Genomic DNA, 17402 nt, shown 5'->3' with positions numbered 1-17402 from the left:
CCATGGAGACGGCGGAAACCGGGCGCGCGGCGGTCGCCGAGCGACTACTCGCGGCCTCGCTGCGGACCAGCTACGACCCCACCGTCGACATCGACTGGGACGCTCCGCACACCTCCGGCGCGTACTGGCTCCCACCACAGCGCAGCAGCCTCTACGGCACACCACTGTGGGAGCAGCTCAGCGAGGAGCAGCGCGTCACGCTCACCAGGCACGAGGTGGCCAGCGCGGCCAGCGCCGGGCTGTGGTTCGAGACGATCCTCATGCAGATGCTGATCCGCGAGTACTACCGCGCCGACCCGACCAGCCGGCCGGCCCAGTACGCGTTGACCGAGGTCGCCGACGAGTGCCGACACTCCATCATGTTCGGTCGGTTGATCGAGGCGATGGGTTGTCCGGTCTACCGGGCGAGCACCATCGACCACCACCTCGGGCGCTTCCTCAAGGCCACCGCCAGCGGCCCCCGGATGTACGCCGCGATCCTCATCGCGGAGGAGATCCTCGACGCCTTCCAGCGCGAGATCATGGCGGACGAGTCGCTTCAGCCGCTCATCCGGATGGTCTCCCGCATCCACGTGGTGGAGGAGGCGCGACACGTCCGGTTCGCCCGCGAGGAACTGGCCGCCGCGGTTGCGGCCACCGGCCCGGTGGGCATGGCGTACGCCCGACTGTTGGTCGGTCGCGCCGCCTACACGATCGCCAACCGCCTGGTCCATCCCGACGTGTACGCGGCGGTGGGCATTCCGCCGGCGGTCGGTCGTGCCGCTGCCCGCGCCAACCCGCACTGGCGCGCCACCCTGCGCTGGTCGGCGGCGCGGGTGCACGACAACCTGGCGGGCGTTGGTCTGGTGGCGGGGCCGGGGCGTCTGCTGTGGGCCCGGGCCGGGCTGATCTGACCCGTGTCCCTCCGTCGAGCGGCGTGGGGCCGGCCGTCTCCGGCCGGCCCCACGGCGCCCGGGTGGCTCACTCGTCGCGGGCGAAGCCACCCTTCGGCGCGATGATCTCCAGGTTCGTGCCGTCGGGGTCGTTGAAGTACGCGACCTCGGTGCCGACCGCCGCCGGCGGGTTCACCTCGCCGGACGCGAACGTGTACGGCTGCCCGAGAAACTCGAACCCGGCCTCGCTCATCCGGTCGTGGACCGCGCGCACGTCGTCGACGTGGAAACACAGGTGCATCGAGCCGGGTCGGTTGGCCGCCACCTGGGCGACCTCGCCGACCGGCTCCTGGAACTGGATCAGATCAATGCCGAGGTTGTCGAGGTTGAAGGTGGCGTACCGCAGCTTCGTCGTCGGCAGCCCCTGCGACTGGGCGAAGCCGGCGCCGTGCATGCTCTCGTCCCGAACGACCGGTTCCGCGCCGAGCAGGGCCTGGTAGAACGCGACCGAGCGGTCGAGGTCACTCACCGCGATCCCGACATGCGCGGCCTTCTTCAGCCCGATGGACACGGTCGAGGGGTTGGGGAATGCCATCTTGACTCTCCTTACCAGCGTTCTTCTCAGCCGGTGTTGCTGATGATCTTCAGGTCGTACCCACCCCTGGATCAGTTCAACCGGCCGTGGCGTCAGGCCCGTTCGACCCGCACCTGCTGGTGGTCGGTCAGCCGGAGCCCCACGCCGCGAACGACATCGATGGTGGCCCCGGTGCCCAGGTCGTGCAGCTTGCGGCGCAGCCGCTTCACCAGCGACTGCACGTCCGCCTTGCGTTCACGCCCCTCGTCACCCCAGACCGACCGGTGCAGCTCGGCGTAGGTCCAGACCCGGGCCGGCTCGGTGATCAGACAGGTCAGCAGGTCGTGCTCCAGGCGGGTGAGGTCGATCTCACGCTCTCCGCAACGGGCGCTGGAGCGGGCCGAGTCGATCACCAGGGCGGCGGTCGGTGCCGGCTCGGCCGTGGCGGTGACCTGCTGCGGAGCGGCGATCAGCCGGCGCAACTCGTCGAGGTCGGCCACCAGCAGCAGCGGTGCGATGCCGTCGAGAAGCTCCGCGAGCCGGATGCGCTCGGCCGGCGACGGGGTCACCGCGATCAGCAGTGGGAACGGCCCGTCGGCCGGTTCGCCCCTGTGCACCGTTGCCTCGTCGTCCTCGGCCACCGCACCGCCCGGGATCGATGGGCATCCCTGCCCAGCTCTCGTCATGGTCCTGACAATGATTGGCAAGCGCGCCGCGAGCCAGGGCAACTCTTAGCGACAAGTTGCTCACGGCAAGTTCTTGATCGTCCGTTCTTCTCGATCATAGTGTCCACTCGGGCAACCGGCGTGACCCGCGCGGTGCATGGGGAGGTCCACCATGGCCCATCACACCCTGGGTCGTTCTGAGGAGGCAGCACCGATGTTCAGACGTCCACAATGGCGGCGCACAGCCAGATCACTGGTGAGCGCCGGCGCGGCGACAATCCTCGCCGCGACATGCTTGGCCACCATCAGCTCCGGCGCGCAGGCCGCGCCGGGCGGCGAGATGGGGGCGGGCACCTCGACCGGGGACAAGATCCGACCGGAGCTCGCCAAGCAGCTCCAGGCCAAGAGTGAAGGCGACTTCTGGATCCGGTTCAAGGACAAGGCGGACCTGAGCAAGGCCAGCGCCATCAAGGACTGGTCGAAGCGCGGGACGGCGGTGGCGGACGCGCTGCGCAAGACCGCCGCGGCGAGCCAGGGCAAGATCCGGGCCGACCTCGACAGCTCGGGCACGAAGTACCAGACCTTCTGGGCCACCAACGCCATCAAGGTGAACAGCGGCTCCTTGGCGATGGCCCAGAAGTTCGCCGGGCACTCGGAGGTCGAGGGCCTCTACGCCCCGGTCGCGTACAAGGTGCCCGAGACGACCAAGGGCACCGACGAGAAGACCGTGAACGCCCTGGAGTGGGGCATCGCCAACATCAACGCCGACGACGTCTGGTCCCAGTACGGCGTCACGGGCGAGGGCATCACCGTCGCGAACATCGACACCGGGGTGCAGTTCGACCACCCGGCGCTGGTGAACTCCTACCGGGGCAACAACGGTGACGGGACGTTCGACCACAACTACAACTGGTTCAACGCCGCCTCCGCCGGCGGTGCCTGCGCGACCGCGCCCTGCGACGGCGACGGTCACGGCACGCACACCATGGGCACCATGGCCGGCGCCGACGGCGCCAACCAGATCGGTGTCGCCCCCGGGGTCACGTGGATCGCGGCGAACGGCTGCTGCCCCAGTGACGCCGCTCTGATCGAATCCGGTCAGTGGATGCTCGAGCCGCTGGACCTCAACGGCCAGAACCCGGACGCGAGCAAGCGACCGAACATCATCAACAACTCGTGGGGCACCCGCGACCCGTCCAACGAGCCGTTCATGGAGGACGTGACGGACGCCTGGACCGCCTCCGGGATCTTCGGCACCTGGTCCAACGGCAACAGCGGGCCGGCCTGCCAGACCAGCGGCTCGCCGGGCAGCCTCGTCAGCAACTACTCGACCGGCGCGTACGACATCAACAACAACGTGGCCGGCTTCTCCGCCCGCGGCGTCGGTCAGAACGGCGAGATCAAGCCCAACATCTCCGCGCCGGGCGTGAACGTCCGGTCGAGCATCCCGGGCAGCGCCTACGGCAGCATCAGCGGCACCTCGATGGCGGCACCGCACCTCGCGGGCGCGATCGCGCTGCTGTACTCGGCGGCCCCGTCGCTGATCGGTGACGTCAACGCGACCCGTGCGCTGCTCAACGGTGCCGCGATCGACAAGGCCGACGACCAGTGCGGTGGCACCGCGGCCGACAACAACGTCTACGGCGAAGGCCGACTGGACGCACTCGCGTTGCTCAACGCCGCCCCGACCGGCGACATCGGCACGCTGACCGGCACGGTCACCGACGCGTCCTCCGGCACCGCGGTCGCCGGGGCGACCCTGACGCTCACCGGCCCGACCGCGCGTGAGCTGACCACCGGCGCCGACGGCAAATTCTCGACCCAGCTCCCCATCGGCGACTACCAGGTCGCCGTCGCGGCGTTCGGCTACGGCAGCGTCACCAGGACGGCGACGATCGCCAAGGGTACGACCACGACGGTGAACGTCGCCCTCACGGCGGTGCCGAGCGTCAACGTCACCGGTGCGGTCACCGACGGCTCCGGCCACGGCTGGCCGTTGTACGCGAAGGTGACCGTGACCGGGGTGTCCGGCGTCTACGACTACACCAACCCGGCGAACGGCCGTTACAGCATCAAGCTGCCGGCCGGGCAGACGTACACCCTGAAGTACGAGTCGCAGTACCCGGGCTACCAGACCGTCACCAAGGAGGTCGTGGTCGGCTCGGGCAACGCCACCGCCAACGTCGCCGTGCCGGTGGAGAGCAATGCCTGCACCACCGCACCCGGGTACACGTTCGGTTCCGACGGTGAGTACGAGACCTTCGACGCCACGACCACGCCGGCCGGTTGGACCGTCGTGGACAACGCGGGCAGCGGTCAGGTCTGGAAGTTCACCGACGACGGCAACCGGGGCAACCTGACCGGCGGCACCGGCAACTTCGCAATGATCGACAGCGACGACTACGGGCCGGGCACCAGCCAGGACACCTCCCTGGTCAGCCCGGTGGTCGACCTGACCGACGTCACCGCCCCGGTGATCCGGTTCAACCAGGACTTCAACCAGCTCAACGACGACACCGCCGACGTCGACCTGAGCATCGACGGCGGTGCCACCTGGACCAACGTGCTCCGCCAGGAGACCGACGTCCGGGGACCGAAGCTGACCGAGATCCCGATCCCGCAGGCCGCCGGTCAGGCGCAGGTGCAGGTGCGGTTCCACTACTACGACGCCTCGTACGAGTGGTGGTGGGAGATCGACAACGTCCTGATCGGCAGCACGGTCCTCTGCACGCCGGTCGACGGCGGTCTGGTCGTCGGCAACGTCCGCGACAAGAACGACGGCAGCTACGTCAACGGCGCGACCGTCACCAGCAAGGACCGGCCGGCCGAGAAGGCCGTCACCGTGGCGACCCCGGACGACCCGGGGCTGGCCGACGGCTTCTACTGGATCTACTCGTCGCTGACCGGCTCGTACAAGTTCACGGCGAGCGCCGGCAACTACGTCAGCCTGACCAAGTCGGTCGACGTCGAGGCCGACTGGGCGACCACCGCGAACTTCCAGCTCGCGGCCGGCCGACTGTCGGTGACGCCGACGGAGCTCAACGCGACGCTCCAGATGCCCAGCGGTAAGACCAGCAAGACGTTCACGGTGACCAACACCGGCGGGGCGCCGGTCGAGGTGAAGTTCGGTGAGCGCGACAACGGGTTCGAACTCCTGCGGGCGGACGGGTCCACGGTCACCCGCCAGCAGGTGCTCGGCTCCAGCGGCGCGCCGGAGCAGCGGCTCACCGTGCCGACGTCGTTCGCCGCCAAGGCGTCCGGCAAGGAGGCCAAGGCCGCCGCCTCTGCGGTCGGCCCGAACGCGGCGCCGTGGACCGACATCGCCAACTACCCGTCCGTGATCATGGACAACCGGGTGGTGAACCTGGACGGCAAGGTGTACTCGATCGGTGGCGGCAACGGTACGGCGTCCACCACCAAGAACTACGTGTACGACCCGGCCGCACAGACCTGGACGGCGATCGCCGACCTTCCGGGCGCCCGCAACGCCGTGGCCGCGGGCGTGGTGAACGGCAAGATCATCGTGACCGGTGGCTGGGCCGACGCCGGCCCGGACTCCGCCACCTGGTCGTACGACCCGGGGACGAACACCTGGACCGAGCTGGCCGACAACCCGGCACCCCGGGCCGCGGCCGGTCAGGGCGTCGTCGACGGCAAGCTGTACACGGTCGGTGGCTGCACGACGTCGGCCTGCACGCCGATGTCGAACAGCGTCGTCCAGTACGACCCGGTCACCGACACCTGGGCGGCGATGGCCAACTACCCGAAGTCGGTGGCCTTCGCCTCCTGCGGTGGGATCGACGGCGTGCTCTACTGCACCGGCGGCAACGACGGTTCCGCCTCGCAGAAGTCCAGCTACGCCTTCGACCCGGGTGCCAACACGTGGACTGCCATCGCTGACGCGCCGAGCGACAACTGGGCCAGCTCGTTCGCTGTCGCCAGCGGCAAGCTGCTCGTCGTCGGTGGTTCGCAGGGTGGGGCGATCAGCAACGCCGGCTTCGCCTTCGACCCGGCCGCCGGTTCGTGGTCCAGCCTGCCGAACGCCAACGCCCCCCGGTACCGGGGCGGCGCGGCATGCGGCTTCTACAAGATCGGCGGCTCGGCCGGCAGTTTCGACGCGACCGCCAACAACGAGGTGCTCCCGGGCTTCGAGGGATGCACCGAGGCGGCGGCCGACGTCAGCTGGATGACCATCGACAAGACGTCGGCCACCCTCGAGCCGGGTGAGAAGGTCACGGTCACCGTCGGCCTGACGGCGAACGTGGACCAGCCGGGCACCTACCTCGGCTCGGTCGGAATCTCCGAGAACACCCCGTACTCGGTGGCGCCGGTCGCGGTGGCCATGACCGTGAACCCCCCGAAGACCTGGGGCAAGCTCATGGGGACGGTCATCGGCAGCAGCTGCCAGGGTGGGACTTCGCCGATCACCGGCGCGGTCGTGCAGGTCGACTCGTGGGCGGCGTCGTACACCTTCGCCACCGACGCCGAGGGCAAGTACGCCTACTGGGTGGACCGCCGCAACAACCCGCTCACGATGATCGTCGCCAAGGACGGCTGGAAGCCGCAGACCCGCCAGACGAAGGTCAACACCACCACTCCCACGGTGGAGAACTTCGGGTTGGTGCCGATCAAGTGCTGACGCCTGAACGCTGACGCACGATCCGGCCCGTCTGGTCTCCGACCAGGCGGGCCGGACCACGTTCGGGGGGCGTCAGACGAGGGCGGGCCGGACCAGGCCCGAGGGGATCAGACGGGGGCGAGCCGGAAGCCGACCCCGCGTACCGAGTGGATCGTCGCCGCCGCGTTGAGCCGGGCGAGCTTGCCGCGCACCCGGCGGACGACCGAATGCATGTCGGAGCCCCGACCGAGGTGCCGGTTGCCCCAGACCTCAAGGTGCAGGCGCTCGTAGGTCCAGACCTGACCGGGCGCGTGCACCAGGCAGAGCAGCACATCGTGTTCCAACCGGGTCAGGTCGATCTCCTGGTCGCGCCAGCGCAACACCCGACGGTCGGAGTCGACGGCCAGATCCGGTGGCGGTGGCGGCGGTTGTGGGCTCGGCGTCACCTCGGCGAGCGCCGTCCTGGTCGCGGGAGCCGGGACGGGAGACGCCTCGACCACCCGGAGGAACTCTCGTGCCTGGTCGACGGTCGAGACGATCAGGAAGGCGTCACTGCCGCCGAGCAGGCGGGCCAGATGTCGCCGCTCGGCCGGCGAGGAGGCGATGCCGATGACGAGGCTGGCGGCGGGAACTCCCTGCATTTTTCCAACACCTTCCGGTTCCCCAACGTACTCCGGATGGATTTTTCACACCGCCGAGACATCGATCGGTGTCCTGACCCTAGTGGTGGTTGATCTCGGCTGGGTAAAACATAGTTGCATGTAAGCATGTGAATGCCACGGCGCTGTTCACGTCCGCCTCGGCCCCACCGCCGACCATGCGCTCTCTCGCAAGCGGCGGGGGTGGTTGTGACAGAACCAAGACAATCCGAGCACGGCGTACGGACCTGGCGGGGCGAGCATGGTCGCCATGACCATCGGATCGTTGTACTCCGTGGGGCGCTCGACGTCCGGCCCGGCACGACCGCTGCCGTCCGCCCGCGCGACGGTGCCGCTGGGGCTTCGGCTGCTCGCGGCGGCGCTGTGCGGTCTGCTCGCCCTGACTCTCACCGCCGCTGTCTTCGTGCGGACGTATGCGGGGCAGTGGCTCGACGGCGTGCTCCTGCCGCGCGCCGAGCGGGGTGGGGGGTACGAGCAGCAGACCGTGCTGGTGGGCCCGGCCAAGACCGTGCTGGCCACCTTCGGCAGCCCGACCCTCATCGCGTCCCTGCTCGGCGTGGTGCTGCTGGTGGGTGTGCTCCGCCGACGGGTGGTGGCGGGGGTGGTCGGCGTGGGCATGGTCGTCTGCGCGGTGCTGGTGGCCGGCGCGGTGAAGGGGGCGCTGCCCCGCCCGGATCTGCAGATCGACAGCTCCACCACCCACAACAGCTTCCCCAGCGGTCATGTCGCGGCGGCGACCGCGGTGCTGCTGGCCTTCATGCTGGTCCTGCCGGGGTGGGCCCGGCGCTGGCTGGCCGTGCCGGGCGCGGCGGGTGTCTCGGTGATCGCCGCCGCCACGATGATCGCGGGTTGGCACCGGTTCAGCGACGTGCTCGGTGGCGTACTGCTGGGGGTGACCCTGTTCTGCCTGGCCGCGGCCGCGTTGGCGGCCTGGCCCGGCGACCGCGGCGCGGCCGGCGGTGCGGACGGCGGCAACCTCTGGCGCGGGCTGGCCGAGGCGGGCATCGGACTGGTCGCGCTGGTCTGGGCGCTGATGGTGATCGTGCCCGGTCTGGCCGCGTCCGTGCAGCGCGGGGTGCTGGTCGCCATCGTGGCCGCCGCCGCGTCGACGATGTTCCTGGTGGGCGCCGTGGTGTTCCTGGTGCGTTCGACCGATTTCCCGACGTCGCGTTCGCCGCGAAGCCCCGGGCGGCCGCAGCCATCGACCGAAACGCGAAAGATCTCATGATGGGATACTTGACGACATGTCCCAGGTGCTGTTGATCGAAGACCACCAGACGGTGCGCGACGGACTGCAGTTGGCGCTCACCCGACAGGGCCACACGGTGCACGCCGTGGAGACCGGTGAGCAGGGGTTGGCGCGGTTGCGCACCACGCCGTCCGATGTCGTGGTCCTCGATCTCATGCTGCCCGGGATGGACGGGTTCGAGGTCTGCCGCCGGATCCGGCAGCTCGGTGACCTGCCGATCATCATGCTCACCGCCCGCAACGACGACATGGACGTGGTGGCGGGCCTGGAGGCCGGCGCCGACGACTACGTGGTCAAGCCCGTGCAGGCCCGGGTCCTCGAGGCGCGCATCCGCGCGGTGCTGCGCCGGACCGGGGGCGACTCGCGGCGCGGCGGCGACCGGGCCGGCGTGGAGCAGCACGGCGCGTTGACCATCGACCGGGCCGCACTGGTGGTCAGCAAGGACGGGACGCCGGTCAGCCTCGCCCCGACGGAGCTGCGGCTGCTGCTCGAACTCTCGCACACGCCGGGTCAGGTCCTCAGCCGCCAGCAACTGCTGGAGGCCGTGTGGGAGCACGGGTATCTCGGTGACTCGCGACTCGTGGACGCGTGCGTGCAGCGCGTACGCGCCAAGATCGAAGCGGATTCGTCGTCGCCCGTCTACATCCAGACCGTGCGGGGCTTCGGATACCGGTTCGGGCCGCTGTGACGTTCTGGCGCTCGATCGCCGCCCAGGTATCGGGCCTACGGGTCCGGCTCATCCTGGCGTTCGCGCTGCTGGGGGTGACCACCACGTCCATCGTGGCCAGCGGCAGCTACTTCCAGGCCCGGACCGTCATTCTCCAACAGGCGCAGGACGCGGCCGTGTTGTCGCTGACCGACCAACTCACCAAGGTCTACCCGATAAGTCAGATCCCGCCGACCCAGGCTGAGCTGGACCTGTTGGCCCAGCGGCTCTCCGACCGGGAGGGGTTCGCGGTGGTGCTCTACCGCAACATGCGGGGGCAGGGCTCCCAGACCCCCGCCCCGCTCACTCCCGAGCTGCGCCAGGCGGTCAGCGACGGCCAGATCGCCTGGCAGCGTGTCTCGCTCAACGGCCAACCCTGGCTGCTCATCGGCACCCAACTGAAGCTCGACCGCACCGACGGCACGTCCCAGGCGTCCGGGCTGGAGGTCTACTCGGTGCGCAGTCTCGTGCCCGAGCAGCAGAGCATCGACCGGCTCGCCACCAGGGCGTGGCTGACCGGCGGGTTCTCCCTGGTCCTCGCCGTCCTGCTGGCCCTGCTGTCCGCCCGCGGAGTCCTGCGACCCGTCCGCGACCTGGGCCGGGCGGCGCGTCGCCTCGGTGAGGGCGACCTGAGCACCCGGCTGACGGTCCGGGGTGTCGACGAACTGGCCGACGTGGCGCGGACCTTCAACGAGACCGCGGGCACACTGGAGCGTCAGGTCGGTGAGCTGCGGCGGATGGAAGCCGATGCGCGCCGTTTCGTCGCCGACGTCTCGCACGAACTCCGTACGCCGCTGGCCGCGATGACGGCGGTCACCGACGTGCTCGACGAGGAGGCCGACCACCTGCCCGGGGACGCGGGCCGGGCCGCTCGGCTGGTCAGCCAGGAGGCGCAGAACCTCACCCAACTGGTCAACGACCTCATGGAGGTCAGCAGGTTCGACTCCGGCACGGCGCGGCTCGCCCTCGACGAGGTGGACGTGGGCGCGGCGGTGACCGCGACCCTGCGGATCCGCGGCTGGGTCGACCGGGTACGCGCCGACCTGCCGCCCGGGGTGCTGGCCCGGCTCGATCCCCGCCGGCTGGACGTCATCGTCGCCAACCTGGTCGGCAACGCCTTTCGGCACGGTGCCGAACCGGTGTCCGTGCGGCTGAGCGCCGACCCGGACTGGGTCACCATCGAGGTGGCCGACCAGGGGCCGGGGCTGGACCCGGAGGTGCTGCCGCACGTCTTCGACCGCTTCTACAAGGCCGACACCGCGCGTACCCGCTCCGAGGGCAGTGGTCTGGGCCTCGCCATCTCCTGGGAGAACGCGCGGCTGCACCGCCACGGCGAGCGACGGGGGGCCCTCGTCGCGGGCAACGGCCCGGCCGGCGGCGCGGTCTTCACCCTCCGGCTGCCCCGCGAGACGACGGACGCCGGAGGCGACCGGTGAGCGGCCGGCGGACCGGCCGCGCCCTTCTTGCCGGCGGGCTGCTGCTCAGCACGCTGCTGGCAGCGGGTTGTGGGGTACGCCCCAGCGACGTGATCACCGGTCGGTCAGCGGTCAGCGGCCCCGCCCAGGGCTTCGGGCTCTACCTGGTCGCCCAGGGCGACATCGTGCTGGTCGTCCGTCCGGCGAGGGCGGTTCCCGACACCGCCACCATCCTCGCCCTGCTCGCGGCCGGCCCGGCGGAGAACGAACGCCGCCAGGGCTTCACCAGCGAGGTGCCGGCCGGATTCGACCCGGTCACGGTGACGCCCACGGCCGATCAAACCGATGGCGTCACCGTGCGGACCGCCACCGCGGCGCGGGCGTTGTCGGTGAACGCGGTCCACCAGATCGTCTGCACGGCCGCCGACGCCGCGGCGCGGACCGGCCTCGCGACGAGTACCGGTCCGGTCACCATCGTCGGGCCGGACGGCGCCCGGCCGCCTCGGCGGTGCCCGATCCGCTGACCGGGCACCGCTCACCTCACACCAGGTCGACCGCTCGTGCCTGCCGGGGCAGCCCGCTGTGGTGGCTGTGGTCCTGGTCCGCGAGCGCGCCGGAGATCAGGATGTCGATCAGCGCGGCGAACCCGATGCCGGCCTGCTGCCAGATCTGCGGGAACTGTGACGCGGCGGTGAAACCGGGGAACGTGTTGACCTCGTTCACGATGGGCTCCGGCGACCCCTCGGTCGGCAGGAAGAAGTCGACCCGCAGCAGGCCGCGGCAGTCGAGGGCCTGGAAGGCGCGGATCGCACGGTCCTGAAGCACCTCGGTGGTCGCCTCGTCGAGCGGGGCGGGGATCTGGAAGATCGCCCCGCCGTCGTACTTCGCGTCGTAGTCGAAGAAGCCGGCGCCGGTCACCCGGATCTCCAGCGGCGGGCCGGCCTGCACCCGGCCGTCCGGGTGTTGGAGGACGGCCACGTCGATCTCGCGCCCGCGCGCCCCCTGCTCGATGAGCACCTTCGGATCGACCTGGCGGGCCTGCTCCACCGCGGCGGGAACCCCCGCCCAGTCGTCCACCTTCACGACGCCCAGGCTCGACCCGGCCCGGGCCGGCTTCACGAACACCGGCAGCTCCAACCGACGCTGGTCATCGGGGGACAGGTCCTCGCCCGGACGCAGGGTCACCCCCGGGCTGACCCGCAGGCCCTCCGCCGCGAGGAGCCGTTTGGTGACCCCCTTGTCCATGCCGGCGGCGCTGGCGAAGACACCGTTGCCGACGTACGGCACGCCGAGCCACTCCAGCAGCGACGACACCGTGCCGTCCTCGCCGTACGGGCCGTGCAGGGCCGGGAACACCACGTCCTGGGCGCGCAGCACGCGCAACGCCGCCGGCAGTGGCGTCGGTTGGCCGTCGACGTGCCACCCGCCGTCGCGGTCGATGAGCACCTCGGTGACCTGGTACTGCTCACGGTCCAGGTGGGCGAGGATGCTCGCCGCCGAGCGGCAGGACACCTCGTGCTCACCGCTCTGCCCGCCGTACAGCACTGCCAGTCGGGTTGTCATGAATTACGTGCCCTTCCGTGGAGGTGGTCGCGGGCCACCCGGGCCCCGATGCCGGTCAAGATCTCGTGGGGGTTGGTGTCGGCCCAGCGGGCCCACTCGACGACTGTCGGCGGGCCCTGCTCACCCTCGGCGGGGCCGAACACCACGACCGGGTCGCCGATCGCCACGGGAAGATCCCCGGCGTCGACCACGCACTGGTCCATGGCGATGCGTCCGACGACCGGGCACCGTCGGCCGGCGAGCCACACCGAGGCGCGACCGCCCGTGGCCCGCGGCAACCCGTCGGCGTAGCCGAGCGGCAGCAGCGCCAGCGTGGTCGGTGCGTCGGTCACGTGCTCGGGCCCGTAGGAGACGCCCGTCCCGGCCGGCACCCGCTTGACGTTGACCACGCTCGTCCGCAGCGTCATCGCGGCGTGCAGCCCGAACTCGCCCGGACCGCCGGCGCCGAACGGGTCCACGCCGTACAGGGCGATTCCGATCCGGCAGAGGTCGAAGCGGGTCCGTGGCGCGTCGAGCGCCGCTGCCGAGTTGGCCAGGTGCACGAGGTCGGGGTCCAGGCCGGCCGCCCGCGCGGTCCGCAGCGCCTCCTCGAAGATCGCCACCTGCCGGGTGAGCTCGGGGGCGCCCGGCAGGTCGGCGTCGGCGAGGTGGGACCACACCCCGCGCACCCGGATCCCGCCCTCCCGCTCGTACTTGCGGGCCCAACCGACCAACTCGGGCCAGTCGTTCCCGGCGGCCCCGTTGCGGGACAACCCGGTGTCCGCCTTGAGCTGCACCATGGCCGGTACGCCCAGCAGACGGGCCGCGTCGGCGACGGCGTGCAGGTGCGTCGTCGTGGACACGCCGACGTCGACGCCACACTTGATCAACATACCGAAGTCGTCGTTCGGGCCGTGCAGCCAGCTCAGTGTGGGCGCGGTCACACCCGCGTCGCGCAGGGCCAGCGCCTCGGCCGTCGAGGTCACCCCCAACCAGGTGGCGCCGGCACGCAGCGCGGCCCTGGCCACCGGCACCGCGCCGTGGCCGAACCCGTCGGCCTTCACCACCGCCATCAGCGCGTTGCCGGTGACCGACGCGATGGCCCGCACGTTGCTGGCGATGGCGTCGAGGTCGACCAGGGCTTCGGCCAGGGCGCTCATCCGGCCGCCGCCAACCGGCGCTTGGCGGGGAGCGCGAACAGCCAACCGGCGCGAACCGCCAGCAACCCGCGGTGCACGGCCAGGCTCAGGCCGATCACCAGACCGGTCAGCAGAATCGGATAAATGAACACGATCAGGACCTGAGCGGACCCGCCCAGCCCGGAAACCGGTACGAGCAACAGCCGGTGCAGCAGGGCCAGGACCGGCATGTGGATGACGTAGATCGGCAGGGTGATGCGGCCGAGCCTAGCCAGCGGATCGCTGAGCGCCGACCACCGGGCCAGCCGGGCAGCGGCGGTTATGCCGAAGATCACTGCCAGCACGGAGACGGCCGGCCACACGCCGAACCACTGCTGGGCGCCGGTCACCGCCATCGCGGCGAGGGCGAGGACGTAACCGCCCGAGGTCAGCAGCAGACGACGCCGGTTGGCGGTGGCGGCCCACTGCTGGATCTGTGGCCGCAGGTGCAGACCGGCGAGGAAGAAGACCAGGTTCTGGTAGAGGCCGGCGCGGTTGCCCGGGGTGTCGAGCAGGCCGGCGGCGGCGATAGCGGACAGCGCGGCGGCGGGGACCAGGACCACCGCCCGGGGCACCCGACGGGTCGCCTTGGCGATCGTGAAGTACAGCGCCAGGGCGTACAGGTACCAGAGGTTGGACGGGGTGATGGTGAGCTGCTCCAGCAGACCGAGAGCCGAGGTGGCACGGTCGGTGGGCAGTTGCGGCGCGGCGGCGAGGACCACGGTGTGGATCAACAGCCAGATCGCGTACAGGTAGAGGAACCCGGCGATGCGGCCGCGGGCCACGAGCCGCCACGGCCGCTGGGCGGCGTTCGCCGCGAAGACGCCCGAGATGGTGAAGAACAGCGGCATCCGCAGCGGGAGGAACTGCTCACCCAGCGTTCCCCAGAAGCCCGGCACCGGTAGGCCGATGTGCCAGTCGATCTGGAGGTAGTCCTTGACGACGACGTGCCACAGAACGACGAGGACGATGCAGACGCCCTTCGCGGCATCGGCCCACTGGGCCCGCTGGGACGGTCCTGCGGCGGACGCGGTCCCGGCCCGGTAGCGGTGGCGGAACCGGACGCGCGGGGCGGCCGGGCCCAGGTCGACGGGCCGGTGCTCGGTCGGAGACAGCTGTTGGATCACGTACCGAAAGCTGCCAGCCGGATATCCGCACGGGATCCACGAATTGTCATGACCCGGTAATGGATGCCGCCGGAGTCGATTCCGAGCGGGCCCCAGCGGACGCCGGGCGGCACTAGGCTCGGTTTGGAGGTGCCGAACATGAAGCTCGGGCTGCACTACTGGAACTACTCGATCCCGGCCGACCCGGCCGCGATCGCGCCGACCCTGGCGCAGACGGCGACCACCGCCGAGCAGGCCGGTGTCGCATCGTTCACGGTGATGGATCACTTCTTCCAGATGGACGCGGTGTTCGCGGCCGAGGAGCCGATGCTGGAGGCGTACACCACGCTGGGCTACGTCGCGGCGGCGACGCGGCGGATGACGCTGGGTGTGCTGGTCACCGGTGTGATGTACCGCTACCCGGGGTTGCTCGCCAAGACCGTGACGACCCTCGACGTGCTCTCCGGCGGCCGCGCCCGCCTCGGCATCGGCGCCTCCTGGTACGAGCGGGAGCAGCTCGGGCTGGGCGTGCCGGTGGTCCCGGTGGCCGAGCGGTTCGAGCGGTTGGAGGAGACGCTGCGCATCTGCCGGCAGATGTGGAGCGCCGACGACGGCCCGTTCAACGGGCAGCACTACCAGCTCGCCGAGACCATCAACTCACCGCAGCCGTTGAGCCGCCCGCACCCGCCCATCATGATCGGTGGCGGGGGCGAGAAGAAGACCTTGCTGCTGGTGGCCCGGTATGCCGACGCCTGCAACCTGTTCGGTCGCGGTGGCACCGACGACATCGCCCGCAAGCTGGATGTGCTGCGCGGGCACTGCGCCGCCGAGGGCCGCGACTACGACACCATCGAGAAGACGGTCGTCGCCGCCCAGGCGCCGTTGGACGACGTCGACGCGTTCCTCGCCGAGGTCGCCGCGTACGCCACGCTCGGCGTGAGCGAGGTGCAGGTGACACCGGATCGGCACCCGGTCGAGTTCGCCCAGCGGCTCGGCGACGAGGTGCTGCCCCGGTTGGCCGACATCGGCTGATCCGCCACGACGGTGCGGGCGGCCCTCGCCACGACGGTGCGGGTGGCCATTGTGAACGAAGGGCCGAATCCCGTGAAGCACGGCGACCCGCACCGCAATCAGTTCCCAACGCCCCATTCCGACGGGATGAGCGGGATCACATTTGGTCGTCCGCTGCGACTGCCGAAAATTGTCCGACGGCGTGCCAGGTAGCCTCGCCGGGTGTCACGGATCTTGCCGCTTCTTGTTACCGATCGGTATGACGTCGTCGAGCTCATCGGCCAGGGCGGAATGGGTCGAGTGTGGAAAGCCCGCGACCCAATGCTGCAACGGGACGTCGCCATCAAGGAAATCGTTCCGCCGCCCGGCCTGACCAATGAGGCGCGACAGGAATTGCGGATCAGGTCACTTCGAGAGGCCCGGGCTATCGCGCGACTCGACCACGTCAACGTCGTCCGGGTCTTCGACGTGTTGTTGAGTGCCGACGGTGACCCGCAGATCGTGATGGAGTACGTGCCGTCCCGGTCGTTGCACGACACCATCACCACCGACGGCCCCATTCCGCCGGCACGGGCCGCCGAGATCGGGCTGGCCGTGCTCGGCGCGCTGCGCGCCGCCCACCGCGCCGGGATCATGCATCGGGACGTCAAACCGGCCAACATCCTCGTCGGCGCGGACGGCCGGATCGTGCTCACCGACTTCGGCCTGGCCACCGCCGTCGAGGATGTGAACCTGACCCTCAGTGGTGTGGTCCTCGGCTCGCCCGCGTACGTCTCTCCCGAGCGGGCCATGCGCGGCACGGTGGGTCCGGAGGGGGATCTGTGGTCGCTCGGCGCGACCCTGTACGCCGCCGTCGAGGGCCAGTCCCCGTACGCCCGGCCGTCGAGTCTGATGAGCCTCAGCGCGCTGGTCACCGAGCCGCCTCCCGTGGCGCGACGCGCCGGACCGCTCGCGCCGGTGCTGGCCGGGCTGCTGCGTAAGGACCCGGCCGAGCGGATGGACGCCGAAACGGCCGAGCAGTTGCTCCAGGCGGCGCTGGCCGGCACCCCGGCACCCATCACCGTGACGTGGCGTCCGGCGTCCGGCGCGCCCGCACCAGCGGCGATCACGTCCGCTCCGGTCGGCGCGTCCGACGTACCCCGGTCGTCGACGACAGCGGCGGCGGACGGTCCGGGACCGGCCCGCCGACGGCGGACCCGGCTTCTCGGCGGCCTCGCGGCCCTGGTCGCGCTCGGCCTGGCGGTCGGGGTTCCACTGGCCACCCGCGGTGCGTCGCGGCCGACCGGCAGCGGGGCCGAGTTGGTGGACGCCGCGGCCGTGCCGGGTGCGCCGTCGACGCCCGCTGCCGCACCGGCGGGCGCTACTCTCCCGCCGATCTCGTGGTCGGTCTACCGGGACACCAGCGGCTTCTCCGTGCCGGCGCCCCGCGACTGGCGGATTGCCCGCCACGGCCAGCAGGTGGAACTCCACGAGCCGGGCGGCGAACGGATGCTGGTCGTCACCCGGACCGACTCGCCACCCGGCGACCCGCTGGCCGAACTGGGCGGACCGGCCGTGGGCGAGCGGTACCGCGGCTACCACCGAATCGAGCTGCTCGCCGTCGACTACCAGCTCAAGGCCGCCGACCTGGAGTGGGTCTACACCAGCGAGGCGGGTACGGCGATGCACGCCCGCCGGCGCACCTTCACGACGGCGCAGCGGCAGGGTTACAGCCTGGCCTGGCTGACACCCGAGTCCGACTGGGCGGTGGCGGGGACGGACGCGTTCCGGGAGATCACCACGGGCTTCCGGCCGGCGGCTACGGGAG

General features: G+C 70.8%; 13 protein-coding genes and 1 pseudogene. 8 read left to right on the top strand and 6 right to left on the bottom strand.

What is annotated here, in order from left to right:
- Positions 1-2 precede the first annotated feature (2 nt).
- On the top strand, positions 3-893 hold the full coding sequence (locus EV382_RS10735; RefSeq protein ID WP_130401416.1) for an AurF N-oxygenase family protein: 891 nt from the start codon (positions 3-5) through the stop codon (positions 891-893).
- Positions 894-960: 67 nt separating this feature from the next.
- Here the strand turns inward: EV382_RS10735 and EV382_RS10730 are convergent, their stop codons facing one another.
- Positions 961-1467, bottom strand: a complete 507-nt coding sequence (locus EV382_RS10730; protein WP_130401415.1) for a VOC family protein — start codon at positions 1465-1467, stop codon at positions 961-963.
- 92 nt (positions 1468-1559) lie between these two features.
- Positions 1560-2132 carry a winged helix-turn-helix domain-containing protein gene (locus EV382_RS10725; protein WP_130401414.1) on the bottom strand — a complete coding sequence of 191 codons (573 nt, stop codon included), beginning with the start codon at positions 2130-2132 and terminating at the stop codon, positions 1560-1562.
- A 235-nt stretch (positions 2133-2367) separates the two neighbouring features.
- Here EV382_RS10725 and EV382_RS10720 point away from each other — a divergent pair, with 235 nt between their 5' ends.
- A complete protein-coding gene (locus EV382_RS10720; protein ID WP_244236624.1) occupies positions 2368-6750 on the top strand; it encodes a S8 family serine peptidase in 4383 nt (1460 codons plus the stop codon).
- A gap of 107 nt (positions 6751-6857) precedes the next feature.
- Here the strand turns inward: EV382_RS10720 and EV382_RS10715 are convergent, their stop codons facing one another.
- Complete coding sequence (locus tag EV382_RS10715) at positions 6858-7370, bottom strand: winged helix-turn-helix domain-containing protein (RefSeq protein WP_130401412.1); 513 nt, start codon at positions 7368-7370, stop codon at positions 6858-6860.
- 268 nt (positions 7371-7638) lie between these two features.
- Here EV382_RS10715 and EV382_RS10710 point away from each other — a divergent pair, with 268 nt between their 5' ends.
- The 4 genes from EV382_RS10710 to EV382_RS10695 are packed head-to-tail and all read left to right on the top strand — an operon-like array spanning position 7639 to position 11282.
- Positions 7639-8616, top strand: a complete 978-nt coding sequence (locus tag EV382_RS10710) for a phosphatase PAP2 family protein (RefSeq protein WP_130401411.1) — start codon at positions 7639-7641, stop codon at positions 8614-8616.
- Positions 8617-8632: 16 nt separating this feature from the next.
- The gene (locus tag EV382_RS10705) at positions 8633-9325 is read left to right on the top strand and encodes a response regulator transcription factor (protein WP_130401410.1); all 693 of its coding nucleotides are present in this window, start codon (positions 8633-8635) and stop codon (positions 9323-9325) included.
- Positions 9322-10779 (top strand): sensor histidine kinase, encoded by a 1458-nt coding sequence (locus EV382_RS10700; protein WP_165435758.1) that lies wholly within the window; start codon positions 9322-9324, stop codon positions 10777-10779. Before EV382_RS10705 ends, EV382_RS10700 begins: the two co-directional genes overlap by 4 nt.
- Positions 10776-11282, top strand: a complete 507-nt coding sequence (locus tag EV382_RS10695; RefSeq protein WP_244236623.1) for a hypothetical protein — start codon at positions 10776-10778, stop codon at positions 11280-11282. The genes EV382_RS10700 and EV382_RS10695 overlap by 4 nt, the downstream gene beginning before the upstream one ends.
- Before the next feature lie 16 nt (positions 11283-11298).
- On the opposite strand, the gene EV382_RS10690 is transcribed toward EV382_RS10695, so the two are convergent.
- Genes EV382_RS10690 through EV382_RS10680 form a run of 3 tightly spaced genes read right to left on the bottom strand, consistent with a single transcriptional unit; the run spans position 11299 to position 14605 of the window.
- Complete coding sequence (locus tag EV382_RS10690) at positions 11299-12321, bottom strand: D-alanine--D-alanine ligase family protein (protein ID WP_130401409.1); 1023 nt, start codon at positions 12319-12321, stop codon at positions 11299-11301.
- Positions 12318-13460: an alanine racemase gene (gene alr / locus EV382_RS10685; protein ID WP_130401408.1), complete on the bottom strand. Its 1143-nt coding sequence runs from the start codon at positions 13458-13460 to the stop codon at positions 12318-12320. The genes EV382_RS10690 and alr overlap by 4 nt, the downstream gene beginning before the upstream one ends.
- The gene (locus tag EV382_RS10680) at positions 13457-14605 is read right to left on the bottom strand and encodes an acyltransferase family protein (protein ID WP_130401407.1); all 1149 of its coding nucleotides are present in this window, start codon (positions 14603-14605) and stop codon (positions 13457-13459) included. Before EV382_RS10680 ends, alr begins: the two co-directional genes overlap by 4 nt.
- 138 nt (positions 14606-14743) lie before the next feature.
- On the opposite strand from EV382_RS10680, the gene EV382_RS10675 reads away from it, so the two are divergent.
- Positions 14744-15616, top strand: a complete 873-nt coding sequence (locus EV382_RS10675) for an LLM class F420-dependent oxidoreductase (RefSeq protein WP_130401406.1) — start codon at positions 14744-14746, stop codon at positions 15614-15616.
- A gap of 201 nt (positions 15617-15817) precedes the next feature.
- Positions 15818-17398 (top strand): annotated as a pseudogene (locus EV382_RS10670) (serine/threonine-protein kinase); the annotation flags it as partial.
- Positions 17399-17402 lie beyond the last annotated feature (4 nt).

Source organism: Micromonospora violae, assembly GCF_004217135.1.
GTDB lineage: Bacteria > Actinomycetota > Actinomycetes > Mycobacteriales > Micromonosporaceae > Micromonospora > Micromonospora violae.
This window is presented reverse-complemented; position numbering and strand designations above follow the sequence as displayed.